Origin of the sequence: Dinghuibacter sp. (genome assembly GCF_035492835.1) — a bacterium.
GTDB lineage: Bacteria > Bacteroidota > Bacteroidia > Chitinophagales > Chitinophagaceae > Dinghuibacter.
The window spans coordinates 37,176-54,618 of the sequence record NZ_DATJIY010000011.1 but is presented as its reverse complement, the minus strand read 5'-3'; the positions used below and the strand labels follow the sequence as shown (position 1 = coordinate 54,618).

Sequence of the window (17,443 nt, the reverse complement as noted above, 5' to 3'; positions counted from 1 at the left end):
TTCAGCTCCGGGAAGTAGGTGGTTATGGGTTCGTCGATCGAAGGGATGTATTTCTTGCCGATGGCGATGCCGATGAGCAGGGAGACGACGCTCTTGGTGAGCGATTGGTTGTTGCACAGCGCGGTGTCGGGGTGGCCATTGAAGGAATGGGCATATATTACGCGGCCGTTCCGGGTGGCGACGATGCGGTAGAGACCGGTGGTGTCGAGGGGGGTGGTGGCGCCCGGGGGGGTGGCGGCGGCGGGGGGTATGACCGTGGCGGTTATGAGCGTGGCGATCATGAGCGTGGCTCGCAAGAAAACAGTTCGCATCTTATATCTCTTTATGAATATATCTGCCCTTCGTACTTTTTACAAACGCGACCTCGACAGGTTATACGCCGAGATCGAATCCTATCGCTCCGAGGAAGCGCTCTGGCGCGTCTCCGGCAATATCGCGAATTCCGCCGGGAATCTGTGCATGCACCTGGTCGGGAACCTCAACACGTATATCGGCGCCCGGCTTGGCGGCAGCGGCTATGTCCGCGACCGACCCTTCGAGTTCGCCGGTAAAGGGATACCGCGTGCGACGCTGCTGGCGCAGGTGCGCGAGGTCGCCGCCGTCGTGGACGCCACGCTGGCGGGGCTGGGCGACCGGGACGCGGAGTATCCCGAGGAGGTGAGCGACGGGCGCGTGAGCGTTGGGTATTTCCTCACGCACCTGGCGATACACCTGGGGTATCACCTGGGGCAGATTAATTACCACCGGAGGTTGCTGGACGTTTGACGGGCGCGTTGCGCGGCTGCGGAGTGTCGCGCGGCTGCGGCGCGGGTGCGCGGAGGCGGCGCGGGTGGCGGCTGCGGCGCGGGTGCGCGGAGGCGTGCCCGCCATTCGGAAAATACCTGGTTGGTGAATACGGAAGGGACTTTGACCGGTCTTTGGAGGGATTCGTCGATCAGCCGGCGGGCCTCGTCTCCCCTGCCCCATTTGTCGTAGAGCTGGACCAGCTTGTAACGGGGAAGCAGGCGTGAAGGGATCATATACATGGCCGTCGTATAATTCAGCCGTGCCAATTCGTAATCGCCCATCGCCATATAGTCGTCGCCGAGGAACAGGTACAGGTCGGCGGTCGACCCAAAGATCTTTGCCCGCTCCAGGAGGGCGGCGGATAATCCCGTTTGTCCTCCCAGGGCCGCCTCGGCGCCGTAATTGAACAGGTAGCGCCAGTCCCATCGTTTCAACGGATACAATGCCCGGTATGCCGGCGCCGCCTTTGAAAAGCCCGCGGTAGCGGCGCTGTCGGCGGCGGCAGACCATGTCACATCGGTAAGGGCGGTATACGCGGTGAATAAAAGTAATAGGGCGCCGAGGGCGGCCGCCCATGGCTTCACCGCGACGCGGGGTGCGGGCGCTTTGCCCAGGTACGCGGCCGCGTGGCACACGGCGATCACCAGGACGGGCAGACAATGAAAGGGGTTGGAGCCCAGGCTGCTGATGCCGAGGGCGAGGAGGCAGGCGGTGTGACCGATAAGGTTTTCCGGACGGAACGGCGGCCGTGGCCGCAAGACCGACACGATCAACAGCGTCCAGCACAAAAAGCCGATACATCCGTATTCCGCCAGGATCTGGAGCGGACAATCGAAGGCCTCCAGTACGTCCCCCGACAGCATTTGTTCATCCAGCGACGCGTCGTGGGTTTGAAAATAGCCGGCCTGGTATCGACCATAGTCCCCGGCGAAATTGCCGGCGCCGATACCTGACAACGGATGCCGCGCGATCATGGTGGACGTAACCTTCCAGATGAGAAGCCGTCCGCGGGCCGAGGGCGCCTTCGCCTGCCACAAAACATACCCTGCCGCCAGGATGCAAGGAACCAGGGCCATCAGGAATAACCATCGCGTTTTGTACCGCTTCAAAAAGAGAAAGGCAAGGGCCGCGCCATATCCGGCGATGGCCGATCGCGCCAGCGTCATGAACAGTAACGCGGAGCCCGCGGCGGTCGCTGCCGCCAGCAGGAGCCATACATACCGCCGGCGGCCATGGTCTTCCGGCGGGAAAACGAGCCAGGCCACGGGCAGGGGTAGTATGGAAAGGATATAGTTCGCGTAATACCCCGAATTGTACAGCCATCCCCGAATATCATAGTCATGGCCGCCGCTTTGCCACGCCTGCCACCCTCCCAACGTCACCTGGACCGCAAAGGCGGACAGCAATCCGGCGTAAAGCGCGACGGGATCGGTGGCGATTACGCGCCTGCACAGCCAAAAGATGCCCGTGCAGGCCATGAACGTCGCGATCGCGGACAAGGTGGAGTCCCGGGGCAGATACGGAATGCCTGCGATAAGTATATATACCGCCAGCAGCAGCCATGCACGCGCCATCCGTGTAGCCGCCAGGTAGCACAGACCGGCTGCGCCGAGCGCCCACACGGCATATACGTCGTAGTGGATGATCGCGGTGTCGAAGCGCCGTTGGTAGAGATAGGGAAGGGCGACGAAGACGCACGACGATGCGGCCCAGGCGGCAAGCCGCCCCGGCTTCAGCAAGGCGTGTAGGTTGGGTTGCCGCTGTCGTCGTACCATACGGTCTGCCAGGCGCCCCAGATCAGCTTCATCAACGTGAGCCCCGAACCGCCGCTGACCTGGTTCAAAAAGGCGCAGAAGTTGACCTCGTTGGTGGCATCCGAATTATAAATGTTGATGTAGTAGTTGTAGACGGTGAACAGATCGCCATTCACGGTGGAGCTATTACCCATAAAAGCCCATGCGAAGTTCACCCACGCGGCCTTATCGGTGATGACGAGCAAATACGACCCGGCCGGCGTGGTCACGGAGAAGATGTAGTCGTTGGGAGAGCCGGCGGGGGTACACAGGGTAAAGATCATCGCGAGGTTCGTCATGTCCAGGAAGTTGAACATCGACGAGTAGCCGGCGCTTTCATATTCGTGGTTGAACACGAACCCGGTCGTATTGTTGAACATGGCCGTACTCCACGCGATATTCTGCCCGTACGGGCCGCCGTTTATCTGCGCCTGCGGAACGCCCTGGGCATTTATCAGGAAGGCCGACTCATAACCATTGTTCAGCTCGTTCTGGAGGCTGGTCAGACCCGCGTTGAAGCTCGTATTCTGTTCCAGGCTCGTGGCCAGGTCGCAGGGGTTGTACGGAATGGGCCCGGGCGGCGGGAGGGTGTACCCGTTCTGAGGATTCCCGTAACCGCTGCTGGTTGAAAAGTTGATGTCCGGACCTTCGTATACATAATCCAACCCGGTGGCGGGGCTGTAGTAGATGAAATAGATGTCGTCCTCGGTGTAACCGCCGCTACCGCTACAGCCCAGCGCGACCTTGGTGGACAGGGCCGTCCGGGTGTCGCCGAATCGGTAACCGTGCGGGACGTTGGCGATACTCATGGTCCCGGGGGAGGGGGAGCCGTTGCTATAGGTGTACATCGCTTCCCGGGCATAATAGCGATTGTAGACGATCACATGGGCATCGACTCCGCTGACGGGTTGCGCCGTTTTACCCGTCACGGCTGCGGCCACGTCGCGTATGTCCGGATTCAGGTGACCGCCCTTGTTGCTGATGACTTCCACGATCCTGAACTGCGGAACGCCCTTGGGTCCGGCGGAGAAAACGATGGCCCGCGCGGCTTCAAAATCCCGGTCCGAAAAGGGATGTAGCGACTCCTTGAAAGGCACGACGAGGTTTTCGGCGCTGCCGGCATGGTACATGCGGGCGTTGTCCCAGTCAATAAGCTTGCCGATGCCGGCCAACCGCGGGTATTGGATCAGCGGTGCGTCGTGAACCAGTAATTTTTTGCCGGAGGCGACGGCGGCATTTTCGTTGGGGATCGCGGTGTTCTCGAACCAGGAGCGCGTCGACGCCGGGTCGGGCGATGTTTGCGACAGGGGGGCGGTACTTTTGACCGGTTTCTGGCAGGCGTTGATGACAAAGAGGATAAGGGCGATGCCCACCAGGGACACCGCGGCAAGGCGAATCGGTTTCATACGATGGTGTTTAAGGTTAAGAGGTCGTTAGCTATGCTGATTATCCAACGATACTAAAAGAAATTCCGGGGAAATGCAAGCTTTCCCGAAAAAAAATTTCGGAGAGTGTGCTCCGTGGGCGGGGCGCACTTTGGGGGAGCGTGTTGGGCGGGTCGCCTAGTGGCCGGGCCACTTCGCGAGGTAGTCCTTGGCGAGCTCGCGGCAGGCCTCGAAGTCGCCACGGGTCATCGAGACGCAGTGCTTGTTCAATTCCTTGCGCAGGCTTTGCATGTCGGCGGCCATCTGGGGGTTCGATCCGAATTCGGCGTCGATGTTCTTGCGGGTGAATTCCTTGAGCTGGCCGTCGAGGCTGCGGGCGTACATAAAGATGCCGTCGATGGTGTTGGAGCCGTTGTACCCGGTCTGCTTGCGCTCGTCGAGCAGCAGGTAGAAGGGGCCGCCCTTGGCGATGACGGCGAGGTATTCTTTATTGGACTTGATGTAGGCGAAGGAAATATTGTTGCTTTTGAAACCATAGATGTCGCCCAGCGGGAACTCCTGGTAGTCTTTCGCCGTGGGGGACGTACGCGCGCGGACGGTGCCGTAGGCGGCGTAGTCGATGGGATACCAGGACAACAGGCCCTTTTCTTCGATGGGGAAGTTGTTGCCGTAGATCACGACGCCGCCGTCGAAGTCGACTTTCGCCTTGAAGATACCGGAGGCGGAGGTCGTGTCGTATGTCGGGGCCGCGGGGGCGGCGGCGACGGGCGGGGGCGTGGGTTGCGGGGTGTAGGCGGGAGCGGTCTTCGCGGGCGTCGGCGGTGTCGTGTATGTCGGGGCCGGCGCGGTGGTCGTTGTCGGCGCGGTGGTGGTTGGGGCTGGCGCGGGAGCGCTTGCTACCGGTGCGGGGGCCTGGCGCGGGGTGCCGTTCGGGACCAGCGGGCATATCGGGTGTATCCACACCCCTTCGGCGGCCTCGGGCCATTGGTCGGGGAAGCGTGGCACGCTAAAGCCCACGTTGTTGGTGACCAGGAGCTGCGAGAACAGCGAGTCGTTGGGTGGCGCGTTCTGACAAAAGAAGATCGGGATCAGCAGTTTTCGCGCAGCGGGGCGACGCATCCACTGGCCGTTGGTGCCGCGCATGGCCCAGGCGATCTGGCGCGCCATTTCGGGCGGGGTGGCGGTAAGGAAGGAAATATCGGCGACGGTATCCGTCCCCGCGGGAATGGACAGGGATACGAAATACCCGCGGGAGTAGTCGTTGGCCAACAGGCGGGCGGCGCCGTCGAGGTTTTGCTCGCACAAACGGCTCAACGCCTTATAACCTCCCTTGAAGCCGATGAGGTCTTCGTCCTGCGCGTGGACCCGGCCCACGGCAACAGTTAACAACAACAATAATACCCCTGCGATCCGGTTTCCTGTGGTCATTCCCTGAAATTTCGCGGTAATTTAAACGAAATTGACAAGAACGAATAAAAAAAGGTCCGGCGGATGCCGGACCTTTTTTTATGGATGCGCGTATTACGCGAGCTCTTCGAAAGCGGCGTGCAAGCGCGAGACAACTTCTTCGTATGATTCCTTGACGGGTATGACGTGGTCTTTTTCGGAGTTGAAATAGACAAAGGTGAACTTTCCCCGGTCGTCATCGTTGGAGGTAACGTACGTGATGTTGTTCGGGTTGACAAATACGGCGGTTCCTTCCTTTTCGTGCGTGAGCTCAATAAATGGAGTTTTCATGATCTATCGTTTTTATTCTGGATAGGGTTGCAAAGACTGGGCCATGCCCCGGTACCCAAAATGTTAAAAATGCGTCAATAGGTGAGCGTTCGTCAGTGCCCTCCGTCGTGGTGCCCCGCGGCGGCGGCGTTGCCGGCGCGGCGGCGGAATCGTTCGAGTAACACAAGACCCGCGATTTCGTAGGCGGCCATACACAAAAGGGCAATCTGGTAGGCGCCCCAGGTGCCGAGTCCCTGGAGGAGACCGAAGTACACGCCGCCGATCAGGGTGACGCCCATGGCGGAGCTGAACTGCTGGAGCGTGGAGTAGACGCCGCTGGCGATACCGGCGAGCGACTCGGGGATGTCCCGGAGCGTGACGTTCACCATGGTGGGGAGGACAAAGCCAAAACCCCAGCCATATATCGTGAACAGGATGAGGATCGCGGCGGGCGACACGCGGCCGACCGCAAAGAACCACGCCTGCAACAACAAGGTGAGCAGCATCAGCACGGCGCCCCATTGCGGTACGCGCGCGCCCCAGCGGCCGATGACGCGGCTCGCGGTAAAGGAGCCGCCCATGAAGGAGACGGCGAGCATGACGAAGTAGCCGGCGGCCTTGAGGGGCGGGAAGTGCAGCGCCTCCTGGAAATACAGCGAGCCGAGCAACATGAAAGCGTTGTGTACGCCAAAGAAAAACAGCAACGACAAAACGCCAATCGAAAAGCTCCGGTAGCGGAAAAGCTCGAAGTGAACGATGGGATTGCGGTGGGATCTGGTTTTGCGGAGCTGATCGACGACAAAGAGGGCCCCGAGGAGCGCCGAGACCGCCAGCAGGGCGATGGACCAGGCGGGCCAGCCTTTTTCGCGTCCCTGGATCAGGGGGTAGATGAGCGCGCCCAGGAAAGCGGTGAGCAGGACCAGACCCGGTATGTCAAAGGCGCCGGGGTGCGCGGGTTTGGACTCCCGGAGCTTCCATACCGCGAGGATCGTCGCCACGGCACCGATGGGCAGGTTGACCAGGAAGATAAGCCGCCAGCTGTCCGTTATCCAATGGACGGAAACCAGGTAGCCACCGAGGAACTGGCCGAGGATGGTGGCCACGCCGAGCGACAGGCCATAGTATCCGAACGCCTTGTTCTTGTCGCGCGGGTCGGGGAAATACAAATGGATGAGGGTAACGGCCTGGGGTACCGCCAAAGCGGCGCTCAGCCCCTGTAGCAAACGGAACGTCACGAGCGCGTCGATGGACCACGCAAAACCGCAACCCGCCGAGGTCAGCGTAAACAGGACGAGGCCGGTCCAGAACAGCCGCTTGCGCCCGAAGTGGTCGCCCAGCCGGCTGCCCATGACGAGGAAAACGGTGTAGCCCACGAGGTAGGACGCCACGACGAGCTGGACGTTGGCGTTGGTCGTGTGGTAATAGGATTGTATCGTCGGCAGTCCGACGTTTACGACGAAGACGTCGAGGACGGTCATTGCGGGGCCGAAGAGGATGATCCAAAGGGCGAGCCAGGGGGCCTTGGGAGATGCCGGGGGCGTGGGCGCATGCGGCGCCGGCGCGTGCGGGGCGGCCGCGTGCGGCGTGGCATCGTGCGGCGCCGGTGCGATCTGGACAGACTGGTCTGTTTCAAGCATATGAAAAAAATTAAGCGAGTAGTCTTTGTACGGTTCGGCGGGCGTCCTCCGCGGGTTTTACGTGATGGAAAAGGAAGGCCTGGATCCCCGATCCTTCGTATAGATTCACGATCAGCTCACAGAGGTCGCTGGCTTCCAACCGGGTCAGGCCCGGGTTGTGTATTTTCAGGTGGTTGGCGACCAGCGCCTTGATCGCCAGGGAATGCTCGCGGATGATGTCCGCGGCGGGGCCTTCCAGGTCGGGCAACTCGTAGGCAATCCTTTTGAAACAGCACCCGCGGTAGCGGTCCTCCTGGATCAGGTGGATGCGGTAGTCGAACAGCGATAGGATCATCTTTTTGCCCTCGGGCGTACCCTCCCTGAAGGCATCGAAGTCCGCCCACCAATCGTGCTCGCGCCGCACGAGGTATTCGACGAGCAGGTCATCCTTCGACCGGAACAGCTGGTACAGGCTGGCCTTGGCAACCGAAGCCTCGTCGATGATCTGGTTGATCCCCGTGGCCTGGTAGCCCTGCTCGTAGAAGAGCCGGTTGGCGGTGGCGATGACCCGTTCCCGGGGTGTGCTTTTTGCTTTCACCATACAAAGATAGGGGATAAACAGACAAGTCTGTCCATTTTTTTCAATCGACCGCGGATGATCGCAGTACCTTTATATATAACGGGTTTAATGATCCGTTAATACGGAAAGGTCGTCGGGGAGGATCGCTATCTTTGACGCATGGGCTTTGCTTACCAGAATGCATTTTACTTCCTGGGTGTGTCGCTTGCGTTCATCGTTTCCTTCCTGCTGATCCGTTCCACCGCAGAACACAAGGTCGCCAACCGATTGCTGGGGATCGCTTTCTTCAGCATGGCCTGGTACAACATGGTTTACCTGCTGACGCTCACCAAGGCTTACCCGCAGGTCTATTGGTTGGCCGGCTGGGGCCCCGCCCTGTCTTTCCTTATCGCGCCGTGCGCCTACCTGTATGTCCGGATGATGGTGCTCCAACATGAACGGTTGACAAAAAAGGACTGGTGGCATTTCCTTCCCTTCTTTATCTTGTTTATGGACCTGTTGCCCTTCAACCTCGGGCTCACCTCCATCTCCAAATCGGAATACATCGGTAACGCGATGGAGAACTACAACCAGTTCTATCAACAGCATATTTCGGTCATACCGCTGCGGCTGCACTTTATCCTCCGGCCGGCGCAGGCGATCATATATCTTTATTTCCAATGGCGGCTGGTGATCCGTCACCGTGCCGTGACCCGGCGTATCCAGCGTTGGCTGTTGACGCTGACCATACTCCAGACCGCTTTCGCCCCGGTCGTGGCCATAATGACCGCCCAGGGGTTATCCACGGGGCAAGGGATGTACGTAGCCCACGACTACCGGGTGATCGTGTATATATTATTTGGCGGCTTTTTCGTGGCGTCGGTCGCCTTGCTGTCGGTACCGGACGCCCTCTATGGCCTGCGCGGGCGCGAGCCGCGGTCGCCGGGGCTGCCCAAACCGGAATCGATCCCCGACAGGCCGGCGGCGGCGGTTACGCCGGTGGTCATTCCGGTGGTTACGCCGGTGCTGACCGCGGTGCCGGATTCGGAGGGCACCCTGGAGTCGGCTGCTCCCGAGGCGCGGCCGGTCAACGCACGGCTGATTGCCCAGTACCTGCCGGTCATCGAAAGCTATCTGACCGACGAGCAACCCTACCTCCAGGCCAAACTGTCCATCCAGGACATGGCGGTCGCCACCCGGATACCCCTCCACCAGTTGTCTTATGTCATCAACCAGCATTATGGGATCCGGTACACCGACCTGATGAACCAATACCGGGTCGACCACGCCAAACACCTGTTTGCCCAGGGCGTGTGGAGGGAGCTGTCGATGGAGGGACTTGGTAAGAAGTGCGGCTTCTCCAACCGCACCAACTTTTTCCTCGTCTTTAAAAAGATCACGGGTCAAAGCCCTTCAGAATACCTGAATGCTATCAAATCGGAGGATAATGGATAAATCCTCTTAGGATTTATCCGTCCAACGCTTGAAAATGTGGTCTTTAGGGACAGACTTTACTACTTTAGTTCCCGTAAATGGACAACACTCGTCCGGTTTTGCTTACCTCTGATTGGTGTTGCTATCATAACCATCGCCCGCTCTCGCAGCGGGCGTTTTGTTTTGCGGGGGCGTTTACCGCCCATCCAAAGGGCTTTCGGTGTTGGGCGGCGGGCTCCTATATTTATTATATAATACTTGACATGAGCAACAAACGACTACTATCGCTGGTCCTCCTGGGGGGGATCGCCCTGGGGGTGAAGGCGCAAAAGGAAGGCGGTTCAGGGAAAATGCCGCCGGGCAGCCTGGAACTCAATATCGATTCCGCGATCACGACCCACCATGAAGTGACCATCAAGGGGCAAAAGGTGCCCTATACCGCTACGGCGGGGACGATGCCAGTCTGGGATAAGGACGGTAAACCTATAGCGGGCGTTTTCTTTACCTATTACGAACGTTCGGACGTGACGGACCGCGCGAACCGGCCGCTGGTCATTTCTTTTAACGGCGGTCCCGGCACGCCCTCGGTGTGGATGGAGATCGGGTATACCGGACCCCGCCGGCTCAACATCGACGACGAAGGCAACCCCGTCCAGCCCTACGGCGTACAGGACAACCCTAATTCGATCCTGGACGTGGCGGACATCGTGTATGTCGACCCGGTCAACACCGGTTACTCGCGACCGGTATCCAAGGACGTCCCGGGGACGGAATTCTTTGGGGTGAACGAAGACATCCGGTACCTGGCCGGTTGGATCAGCACCTTTGTCACCCGGAAGAACCGCTGGGCCTCCCCCAAGTTCCTGATCGGCGAAAGCTATGGGACCACGCGCGTCTCCGGGCTGGCGCTGGAGCTCCAGGACGCTCAATGGATGTACCTCAACGGCGTGGTCCTCGTCTCCCCTACCGAACTCGGCATCGAACGGAGCGGTCCGGTCAGCGACGCGCTGCGTCTTCCCTATATGGCCGCCACCGCCTGGTACCATAAGGCGCTGCCCGCGGACCTCCAGCAAAAGGACCTGACGGCTTTCCTGCCCGAGGTCGAAGATTTTACGATCAAGGAGCTGATCCCCGCGCTGAGCATGGGGGGTAACCTGGACGAGGCGGGTAAACGCGCCATCGCCGAAAAGATGTCGCGCTATTCCGGTCTGTCGGTGGACGCGATCCTCGCGCACAACCTGTCCATCCCCTTCGACTTCTATTGGAAGGAGCTGCTCCGCGACAAGGGCTTTACCGTCGGCCGGCTGGATTCCCGCTACAGGGGTATCGACCGCGAAAAAGCCGGCGAAGGCCCGGACTACAACGCCGAGCTGACCTCCTGGCTCCACTCCTTTACCCCCGCGATGCAGATTTACCTGCGGAACGACCTCGGCTACAAGACCGACCTTAAGTATAATATGTTCGGGAACGTATGGCCGTGGGACAACAAAAACGACCACACCGGGGAGAACTTACGGCAAGCCATAGCCGAAAACCCGTCCCTCCACCTGTTGATCCAGTCCGGCTACTTCGACGGCGCCTGCGACTACTTCAACGCGAAGTACAGCCTCTGGCAGATCGATCCTTCCGGACGGCTGAAGGATCGCCTCCACTGGGAGGGGTACCGCAGCGGACACATGCTCTACCTGCGGAAATCGGACCTCGTCGAGGCTACGGAGAACCTGCGGAAGTTTATCGCGGAGTCGACGCCGAAGCCGGGGGAACCGTCGAAGTACTAAGTTTTTTTACTGAACTTGTTGAGGGCGCCGCGGTTGCGGCGCCCTTTCTTTTACGGCGGCGAAGATCTCAGCTACCGCCCAGGGGTAGCCGCCGGCTTCTTCGAAGCTGCCGTGGATGCGGGCGAGGCTTTCTTTTATGTCCGGGTCGGTGACGACGCGTTGGGTGGCGGTTTTTAACGCTTCGGCGGTCACGGTGCGCGCGTCGAGCACGATCGTCGCGCCGAGTTCCGCGGCCCTTTTGGCCAGCAACGGCTGGTCGGCACCCATGGGGAGGGAGACAAAGGGAACCTCGTAGTGGATAAGGTCGTTGAGCGAATTCATCCCGGCGTGGGTGATGGCGGCGGTCGCGCGTTGTAATACCTGGTTTTGGGGGACGTAAGGACGGACGATGAAATTGTCCGGGGCTTTTACGTTCCCTACGTTGTAGGCGGCCATCACGACAATACCATCCCAGCCGGCAAAGGCGTCGGTGAACACGTCATACAGTCCGGGGTTGTGTTGGCTAAAGACGGTGCCCAGGGAGATATAGAGGACCTTTTTGCCCTGTAACCTTTCGAACGGGAAGCCGGTGTGGTCGCCGCGGTCGTATACCGGAGGGCCGACGAACTTAAAAGTGTCGTCAAAGTCGGTCAACGGGGCGGCGAAATACTTCGAGGTATAGACGAGGTTGACGACGCCGGTGTTGAAGAGGAGGGCGTAAGGGTTGTCGGGGAGGGTAACGGCGTATTTTTTGTTCAGGTGCCTTTTCAAATTCGCATAGGCTTCCCGCGTGAGGTCGTCCAGCGGTTTCTCCAAAAAGGCGTTCAAACCGGCGAAGACCGCCAGCGAGGAAATGTTCGGGACCTGGAGGATTTGCTGCACGGCCCCGGCAAACGGGAAGGCGGCGGAATGGACGATGTACTCGAAGGTTTCGTCTTCGATCTGCTCCAGCATGTCGCCGATGAGGTGGTCTGCTTCGGAGAGGAAGTCCAGGATTTTACCTTTCTGGGTGAAGAGGTCGAGGTCGGCGCCATAGAACCGCACTTCGGCGCCGGCACGCTCGAGGTCGTTTTTGAATGCCGGCGACGCAAAATAGACGACCCGCTCGCCGCGGCGGACCAATTCACTGACCAACCCCAGCGTGGGGTTGATATGACCGTGTGAGGGGAGACCCAGGAAAAGGACGTTGCTCATGGGGGCAAAACTAGTTTCCGGCGGGGCCGCGGGGAAGGACCGGTCGGTCAGTGGGGGGATTATGGCGGCGAAAGGGGGGCTTGGGGCGGTGAGCGGGGGCGCGGCGCCGGCTATCGGCCGCATTCCGGAATTCAGTGATTTTTTACAATTTCCCCGGCGGGGTGCGCGCGAGTTTTGTATAAAAAATGATGCGCACTGTAGTCATGGGGGCGGTTGCTCTTTTTGTAATGGTGTCCTTTAAGGAGGAAAGTTCTATGAACAAGCAAGTAGTCAAAAGATTGTATGAGCTCCTGAACGAGCGGAAGCTGGATCGGTTGAGCGAGATCGTGGACCCGGCCTATATGGGGCCGACGGGGGAAAAGGGAGTGGATGGGCTGATGGCCTCGGTGAGCCCGGTGATCGGGGCTTTTCCGGATGTGCGGTGGTCGGTGGATGACATCGTGGCGGAGGACGACGCGGTCGTGGTGCGGTGGTCATGGGTCGGGACGAATAAAAACGCGTTCCGCGGGATACCGCCGACGGGGAAAAGGATGACGACGCACGCAATGGCGTGGTACCACGTCGGGCACGGGAAGATCGTGCGGGCGTGGATGGAGAGCGACCGCCTGGGGTTTTTGCAGCAGCTGGGGGTGGTGCCGGCGAACCTGCCGTTCGGAGGAGCGCAGGCGCCGCCGGCGAAGCCAGCGGAGCGCTAGCCTACCACTTCGCCACGGTGAAGACGATCTCGCCGTAGTTGTTCTTTTCGTAGAGGACGCCGATGCGGTGGCCGCCGAGCCAGGCGATGTCGGAATAGGCGGAGTAGTTTTTGCTGAGGGCCGGGTTGTCGGAGTGATCCAGGAGATGGCTGATGGGCCAGGTGCGGCCCTCGTCGAAGCTGATGCGCAGGGTGAGGCTGTCGCGCTTGTGGGCGGCCTCGTTGCAAAAGGCGATGACGGGTTTGCCTTTGCGGGAGCCGGCGGCGACGATGCTGCCTTCGCAGCCGGGGTCGGGGAGCTGGTGGTCGTACCAGGTCGTGTCCCAGGTCTGGCCGCCGTCGGCGCTGAGGGCGACGATACGGCAGCGGTCGACGCCGCTGTTGCGGGTGTTGATCATGACCGTGCCGCCGGGGAGGGCCAGGGCGGTGGCTTCGTTGGCGCCGGGGACCTGTATGGAGTTACCGAGGTGGAAGGTTTTGCCGTGGTCGTCGGTGTAATAGCCGTGAGCGTCGCCGTCCATGGTGCGGCCGCGGGGCGGGCCGGCGGTATGGTTACAAGCGACGAAGATGCGGCCGGCGTGGGGGCCGTCCCCGATCTGGAAAGCGTGACCGGGGGTGTTGGCGTAGTAGCGCCAGTCTTCGGTATGGGTCCAGGACGGATCGATGTCGGGCTTGTTCAACAGGTCGACCTGGCTGGTGATGTCGATGGGTTTGGACCACGTGCGGCCCTGGTCGTCGGAAGTAACATACCAGCAGCGTTTGACGCCCTGGCCCATACGAATCTGGTGCTCGGGGACGGTGCCGCTGTTGTAGAACAGGAACAACCTCTTGGTGTCCTTGTCGTAGACGGGGCCGGGGTTGGAGACCTGCAGGGTGTCGAAGTCGACGATGACCTGTGAGGGGGACCAGGTGCGGCCACCGTCGGTGGAGCGCTTCATGACCATGTCGATGTTGCCCCAGTCACTCGGGCCGTTGACGCGGCCTTCGGCAAAGGCCAGCAGGTCGCCGCCGGGGAGCTGGAGGAGGGCGGGGATGCGATAGGCTTTGTAGCCGTCCTGGCCGGAGACGAAGACGGAAACCTGTGCGCTTGTCGTAAGCGCCGAGGAAAGCGTGAGGAAGAAGAGAAGCTTTTTCATGCGTTTTTCTTATATAATAACCCCTCCAGCGAATGCGCGTCGGGCTTGAACAACCAGCTGAAGGCGTAGCCCAGCAGCAGGCTGGAGCCCAGGCCGGTGACGGCATACATCAGTAGCTGGAGGTGGCTATAGGTCAACATAAAATATTGCACGAGGCCGCTGGCGACGAGGCCGCAGACGACGCCGGGGCCGTTGGTGCGGCGGCTGAACATCCCCAGCAGGAAGACGCCGGCGGTGCCGCCGGTGAAGAGACCGACGAGCATGTTGAACTGGTCCCAGAGCGAGGGGATGTTCCACGCGGCCATGAGCAGGGCAATGCCGGTGGCGAAGACGCCGATGCCCAGCGTGGTCCAGCGGGCCATCCGGAGATAGGCGCGCTCGGGCAGCGACGGGCGGAAGTGGCGGGCCCAGTCGTTGACCACGACGGTGGCGACGGCGTTGACGCTGCTGTTGAGGCTGCCCATGGAGGCGGCGAAGATCGCGGTGATAACGAGACCGGCGACGCCGCGGGGGAGCTGGCTGACCATGAACCAGGGGAAGATGGTATCCTGGTTGTCGAGGGCGATATTGACCTGGCCCGGATGCGTCTTATAAAATAAATACAACAGCGTACCGATCGAGAAAAAGAGCAGCGACGACGGCACGGTCAGCCAGGCGCCCAGCCGGAGGCTGCGTTCGGCGGCCTTTTTGTCCTTGGTCGTGAGGTAGCGCTGGACGACGGTCTGGTCGCAGCCATAGATGTTGATGTGTGTGGCGAGCCCGCCCAGCACGACGACCCAGAAGGTCGTGGTCGAAAAATTGAAGCGGAAGTCAAAGGTCCGGAGCTTGTGCCGGGCGATCAGGTCGGTCCACGCGGCGTGCCAGTCGGGGATCATAAAGGGGATGATGACCAGCGTGAGGAGGGCGCCGCCGAGCAGGATGAGCACCTGTACCACCTCGGTCCAGATGACGGCCTCGATGCCGCCGAGAACGGTGTATACCACGCTGACGATCCCCATGACGAGGATACCGGGGACGACGCCGATACCCGTGACGACGGTGAGCGCCAGGCTGGGCAGCAACAGGACAATCCCCATCCGCCCGATCTGTAACAGCACGAACAACAGCGAGGCGAGGAAACGGGCGGCGTAGTTGAACCGCTTTTCGAGGTACTCGTAGGCGGTAGTGACGTTGAGGTCCCGGTAAAAAGGGATGAAGAACCGCTGTACCACGGGCATGACCATAACGATGGTCATCAGGAAAAAGAGGTTGGTCCAGTCAGTGGCGAATGTTTTGGCAGGAATACTGATGAATGTGATGGCACTCAGCTTGGCGCCAAAGATGCTCAGCCCCGATGCCCAGGCGGGGATCTTGTGACCGGCCTTGAAATAATCGTCGGTCGTGGATTGGTGACGCGAGGTCCACCAGCCGATAAAGACCATCAGGCCGAAATAGAGGGCGAGGATGACGTAGTCGAGCCAGGAGAAGTAGGCGCGTCTGGCGACCGTCCCCTGGGTGACGACCGGGGTTCTTATGCGCGGTCTTATTTCCCCGCCGGGAATGATGATGACGTTGTCCCAATAGAGCGCGTTGGTCGTGACCTGGCCGTCGAAAGGCAGGGTGTCGAGGCGCGTCCAGGTATCCGTGACGGTGTTGTATAGGAGGACGTCCCTGCTAAAGGGCGGCGTCCCTTTGTCTCCGCTGAAAACGAGGACGTAATTCGCCCCCCGCCCCACCCCGGTCGCGGCAGACAGGGTATAGGGAAGCGGCGCCTTTTCCGTCCAGCGGTCACCGTCGAACGCCCAAGTTTGGTTGTAGGGATGGGCCGGCGTGTTCCGGCCGCCGATCAGGTAGAGGGCGTCGCCTTCGGCGGTAAGTACGGCGTCGGTCATCGGGTGCGGCAGGTCGGTGAGGCGGGCCCAGACGCCGTCGGCGTTCAGCCGGAGAAAGGTCCGTGTGGGGCCTTGCGGGCTTGCGCCGCCGGCAATATACACCGCGCCATTCCAACAGGCCGCGGCGGCGTGGGTGAGGCCCGCTGGCAGCGGCGCGAGCGGCGTGGTCTCCACGTGCCCATCGGTATAGTTCAGCAAGTATACCTTGTCGGTGATGCCGGCACTACTCTCACCGCCGGCGTATACGATACCGCGGGGCGTGGTGACGCTGGCGGCGTAGGCAACGGCAGCGGGTAGCCGCGCGGTCGCCAGCAGGCGCATGGGCGAGGGGCCGTCGAAGACGAAGACGGAGTCGTAGTAGCGCTTGACCGTGTCCGGGAAGTTGGAGCCGCCGGCCATGACGAGGCGCCCGTCGCTCACGCCGGAGACGGAGCCGGCAAAGCCTGGGCCGGGGAGGGTGAGCGCGTGCGACCAGCCGATCGGGCGCAGCGCGGGAAACCCTCCTGCGGCCGGCGGCTGCGCCCGAGCCGACAGCGCGACCAACAAATTTATCAGTGCCAGGTATCTCATCCTACAACCGACCAAAGGTCTCCAAATCCCAGCGATTCCGCGTCGGCTGTAAAGGCCGCATAGGCCTCCGGCGCCGGGTTGGCCACGGGCAGGCGGAAGTCGCCGCAGTCGAGGCCGATAAACCGCATAAAGGTTTTGCCCACGGCTATGCCGCCATACTTGCCCAGCAACCGGATCATCGCGATGGAACGGTCCTGGAGGGCGCGGGCCCGTTCCAGGTCGCCCGCTGCGTAGGCGTCCATCAGCCGGTTGTATAACGGGGCGGCATAGTTGTAGGTGCTGCCCACCGCGGCCCGGGCGCCAAGGGCCAGGGCCGCGAGCAGACACTCGTCCCGGCCGGCCAGCAGGTCATACTTCCCGTCCCGGAAACGGAGACAGGAAAGATAATCCATAAAATCCTCGTGCGTGTATTTGATCCCCGCCAGGTTGTCGAGCTTGCCGTCAAGGGCGTGCAGCAGGTCGATCATAGGGAAATAGCAACCCGTGAAGGACGGGATATGGTAATAGTAAAAGGGCATGTCGGGGACCGCGCCGGCGACTTGTATACATGCCTCGGCCAGGTGGTGTACGCTGGCGGGCTTATAATAGTAAGGCGCCAGGAAGGCGACGCCGCTCAGCCGTTGCGCGCGCGCGTGCTGCGCCAGCTCGATACACTCCTGGAGACAGGTGCCCCCGACCAGCGTGATGAGCGTAAAGTCGGGGTCGTTGCGCACGCACGCGGCCCAGGCCTCGACGACGGCCTTTTTTTCGGCCAGGCTGAGGGCGGCGCCCTCGCCGGTGGTGCCGTTGATAAAGGCGCCGCGGATACGGTTGGTTTTCAGGGTGCGGTAGTACAGGGGGATGCGGTCCAATTTTAAGCTGCCGTCTGCCGTCATGGGGGTGAAGGGCGCGGCGATCAATCCTGTCAGGTGGTCTATTTTCACGATCTAAAG

14 protein-coding genes and 1 pseudogene are annotated in these 17,443 nt (G+C 60.9%); 4 read left to right on the top strand and 11 right to left on the bottom strand.

The genetic code is table 11. The features are described from left to right. A pseudogene (locus tag VL547_RS00965) lies at positions 1–311 on the bottom strand (hypothetical protein); the annotation flags it as partial. Between the two features lie 13 nt (positions 312–324). Between VL547_RS00965 and VL547_RS00960 the strand changes: the two are divergent. Continuing rightward, the gene (locus VL547_RS00960) at positions 325–765 is read left to right on the top strand and encodes a DinB family protein (protein WP_325574200.1); all 441 of its coding nucleotides are present in this window, start codon (positions 325–327) and stop codon (positions 763–765) included. Here the strand turns inward: VL547_RS00960 and VL547_RS00955 are convergent. The 6 genes from VL547_RS00955 to VL547_RS00930 all read right to left on the bottom strand — a co-directional run bounded on the left by VL547_RS00955 (position 738) and on the right by VL547_RS00930 (position 7,897). Beyond that, positions 738–2,561 carry an O-antigen ligase family protein gene (locus VL547_RS00955; RefSeq protein ID WP_325574198.1) on the bottom strand — a complete coding sequence of 608 codons (1,824 nt, stop codon included), beginning with the start codon at positions 2,559–2,561 and terminating at the stop codon, positions 738–740. The genes VL547_RS00960 and VL547_RS00955 overlap by 28 nt on opposite strands. Beyond that, positions 2,519–3,985 carry a hypothetical protein gene (locus VL547_RS00950; protein WP_325574196.1) on the bottom strand — a complete coding sequence of 489 codons (1,467 nt, stop codon included), beginning with the start codon at positions 3,983–3,985 and terminating at the stop codon, positions 2,519–2,521. Before VL547_RS00950 ends, VL547_RS00955 begins: the two co-directional genes overlap by 43 nt. Positions 3,986–4,141: 156 nt before the next feature. Further along, positions 4,142–5,392 carry a hypothetical protein gene (locus VL547_RS00945; protein ID WP_325574194.1) on the bottom strand — a complete coding sequence of 417 codons (1,251 nt, stop codon included), beginning with the start codon at positions 5,390–5,392 and terminating at the stop codon, positions 4,142–4,144. 93 nt (positions 5,393–5,485) lie between these two features. Then, the gene (locus VL547_RS00940; protein ID WP_325574192.1) at positions 5,486–5,701 is read right to left on the bottom strand and encodes a hypothetical protein; all 216 of its coding nucleotides are present in this window, start codon (positions 5,699–5,701) and stop codon (positions 5,486–5,488) included. A gap of 92 nt (positions 5,702–5,793) precedes the next feature. Continuing rightward, positions 5,794–7,317: an MFS transporter gene (locus tag VL547_RS00935; protein WP_325574190.1), complete on the bottom strand. Its 1,524-nt coding sequence runs from the start codon at positions 7,315–7,317 to the stop codon at positions 5,794–5,796. A gap of 10 nt (positions 7,318–7,327) precedes the next feature. After that, a complete protein-coding gene (locus VL547_RS00930; RefSeq protein ID WP_325574188.1) occupies positions 7,328–7,897 on the bottom strand; it encodes a TetR/AcrR family transcriptional regulator in 570 nt (189 codons plus the stop codon). A gap of 138 nt (positions 7,898–8,035) precedes the next feature. Between VL547_RS00930 and VL547_RS00925 the strand changes: the two genes are divergently transcribed. Both VL547_RS00925 and VL547_RS00920 read left to right on the top strand, forming a co-directional pair. Beyond that, positions 8,036–9,310 carry a helix-turn-helix domain-containing protein gene (locus VL547_RS00925; RefSeq protein WP_325574186.1) on the top strand — a complete coding sequence of 425 codons (1,275 nt, stop codon included), beginning with the start codon at positions 8,036–8,038 and terminating at the stop codon, positions 9,308–9,310. A gap of 242 nt (positions 9,311–9,552) precedes the next feature. Next, positions 9,553–11,067, top strand: a complete 1,515-nt coding sequence (locus VL547_RS00920; protein ID WP_325574184.1) for a S10 family peptidase — start codon at positions 9,553–9,555, stop codon at positions 11,065–11,067. A gap of 6 nt (positions 11,068–11,073) precedes the next feature. Here the strand turns inward: VL547_RS00920 and VL547_RS00915 are convergent, their stop codons facing one another. Further along, entirely contained in the window at positions 11,074–12,240 is a 1,167-nt protein-coding gene (locus VL547_RS00915; protein WP_325574182.1) for a macrolide family glycosyltransferase, read from the bottom strand. 254 nt (positions 12,241–12,494) lie between these two features. Between VL547_RS00915 and VL547_RS00910 the strand changes: the two genes are divergently transcribed. After that, entirely contained in the window at positions 12,495–12,935 is a 441-nt protein-coding gene (locus VL547_RS00910) for an ester cyclase (protein ID WP_325574180.1), read from the top strand. Between the two features lies 1 nt (position 12,936). Here the strand turns inward: VL547_RS00910 and VL547_RS00905 are convergent, their stop codons facing one another. From VL547_RS00905 to VL547_RS00895, 3 genes are read right to left on the bottom strand one after another with little or no spacing between them, the layout of a single operon-like run. Further along, positions 12,937–14,070: a sialidase family protein gene (locus VL547_RS00905; RefSeq protein ID WP_325574176.1), complete on the bottom strand. Its 1,134-nt coding sequence runs from the start codon at positions 14,068–14,070 to the stop codon at positions 12,937–12,939. After that, entirely contained in the window at positions 14,067–16,511 is a 2,445-nt protein-coding gene (locus tag VL547_RS00900) for a sodium:solute symporter family transporter (RefSeq protein ID WP_325574174.1), read from the bottom strand. Before VL547_RS00900 ends, VL547_RS00905 begins: the two co-directional genes overlap by 4 nt. Continuing rightward, entirely contained in the window at positions 16,508–17,434 is a 927-nt protein-coding gene (locus VL547_RS00895; RefSeq protein WP_325574172.1) for a dihydrodipicolinate synthase family protein, read from the bottom strand. Before VL547_RS00895 ends, VL547_RS00900 begins: the two co-directional genes overlap by 4 nt. Positions 17,435–17,443: the final 9 nt, after the last annotated feature.

Bases quoted from the DNA above. Each gene is read 5' to 3' on its own strand.
- VL547_RS00955 (WP_325574198.1), bottom strand. From the start codon at position 2,561: ATGGTACGACGACAGCGGCAACCCAACCTACACGCCTTGCTGAAGCCG.
- VL547_RS00925 (WP_325574186.1), top strand. From the start codon at position 8,036: ATGGGCTTTGCTTACCAGAATGCATTTTACTTCCTGGGTGTGTCGCTT.
- VL547_RS00940 (WP_325574192.1), bottom strand. From the start codon at position 5,701: ATGAAAACTCCATTTATTGAGCTCACGCACGAAAAGGAAGGAACCGCC.
- VL547_RS00920 (WP_325574184.1), top strand. From the start codon at position 9,553: ATGAGCAACAAACGACTACTATCGCTGGTCCTCCTGGGGGGGATCGCC.
- VL547_RS00935 (WP_325574190.1), bottom strand. From the start codon at position 7,317: ATGCTTGAAACAGACCAGTCTGTCCAGATCGCACCGGCGCCGCACGAT.
- VL547_RS00910 (WP_325574180.1), top strand. From the start codon at position 12,495: ATGAACAAGCAAGTAGTCAAAAGATTGTATGAGCTCCTGAACGAGCGG.
- VL547_RS00905 (WP_325574176.1), bottom strand. From the start codon at position 14,070: ATGAAAAAGCTTCTCTTCTTCCTCACGCTTTCCTCGGCGCTTACGACA.
- VL547_RS00900 (WP_325574174.1), bottom strand. From the start codon at position 16,511: ATGAGATACCTGGCACTGATAAATTTGTTGGTCGCGCTGTCGGCTCGG.
- VL547_RS00930 (WP_325574188.1), bottom strand. From the start codon at position 7,897: ATGGTGAAAGCAAAAAGCACACCCCGGGAACGGGTCATCGCCACCGCC.
- VL547_RS00915 (WP_325574182.1), bottom strand. From the start codon at position 12,240: ATGAGCAACGTCCTTTTCCTGGGTCTCCCCTCACACGGTCATATCAAC.
- VL547_RS00945 (WP_325574194.1), bottom strand. From the start codon at position 5,392: ATGACCACAGGAAACCGGATCGCAGGGGTATTATTGTTGTTGTTAACT.
- VL547_RS00950 (WP_325574196.1), bottom strand. From the start codon at position 3,985: ATGAAACCGATTCGCCTTGCCGCGGTGTCCCTGGTGGGCATCGCCCTT.
- VL547_RS00960 (WP_325574200.1), top strand. From the start codon at position 325: ATGAATATATCTGCCCTTCGTACTTTTTACAAACGCGACCTCGACAGG.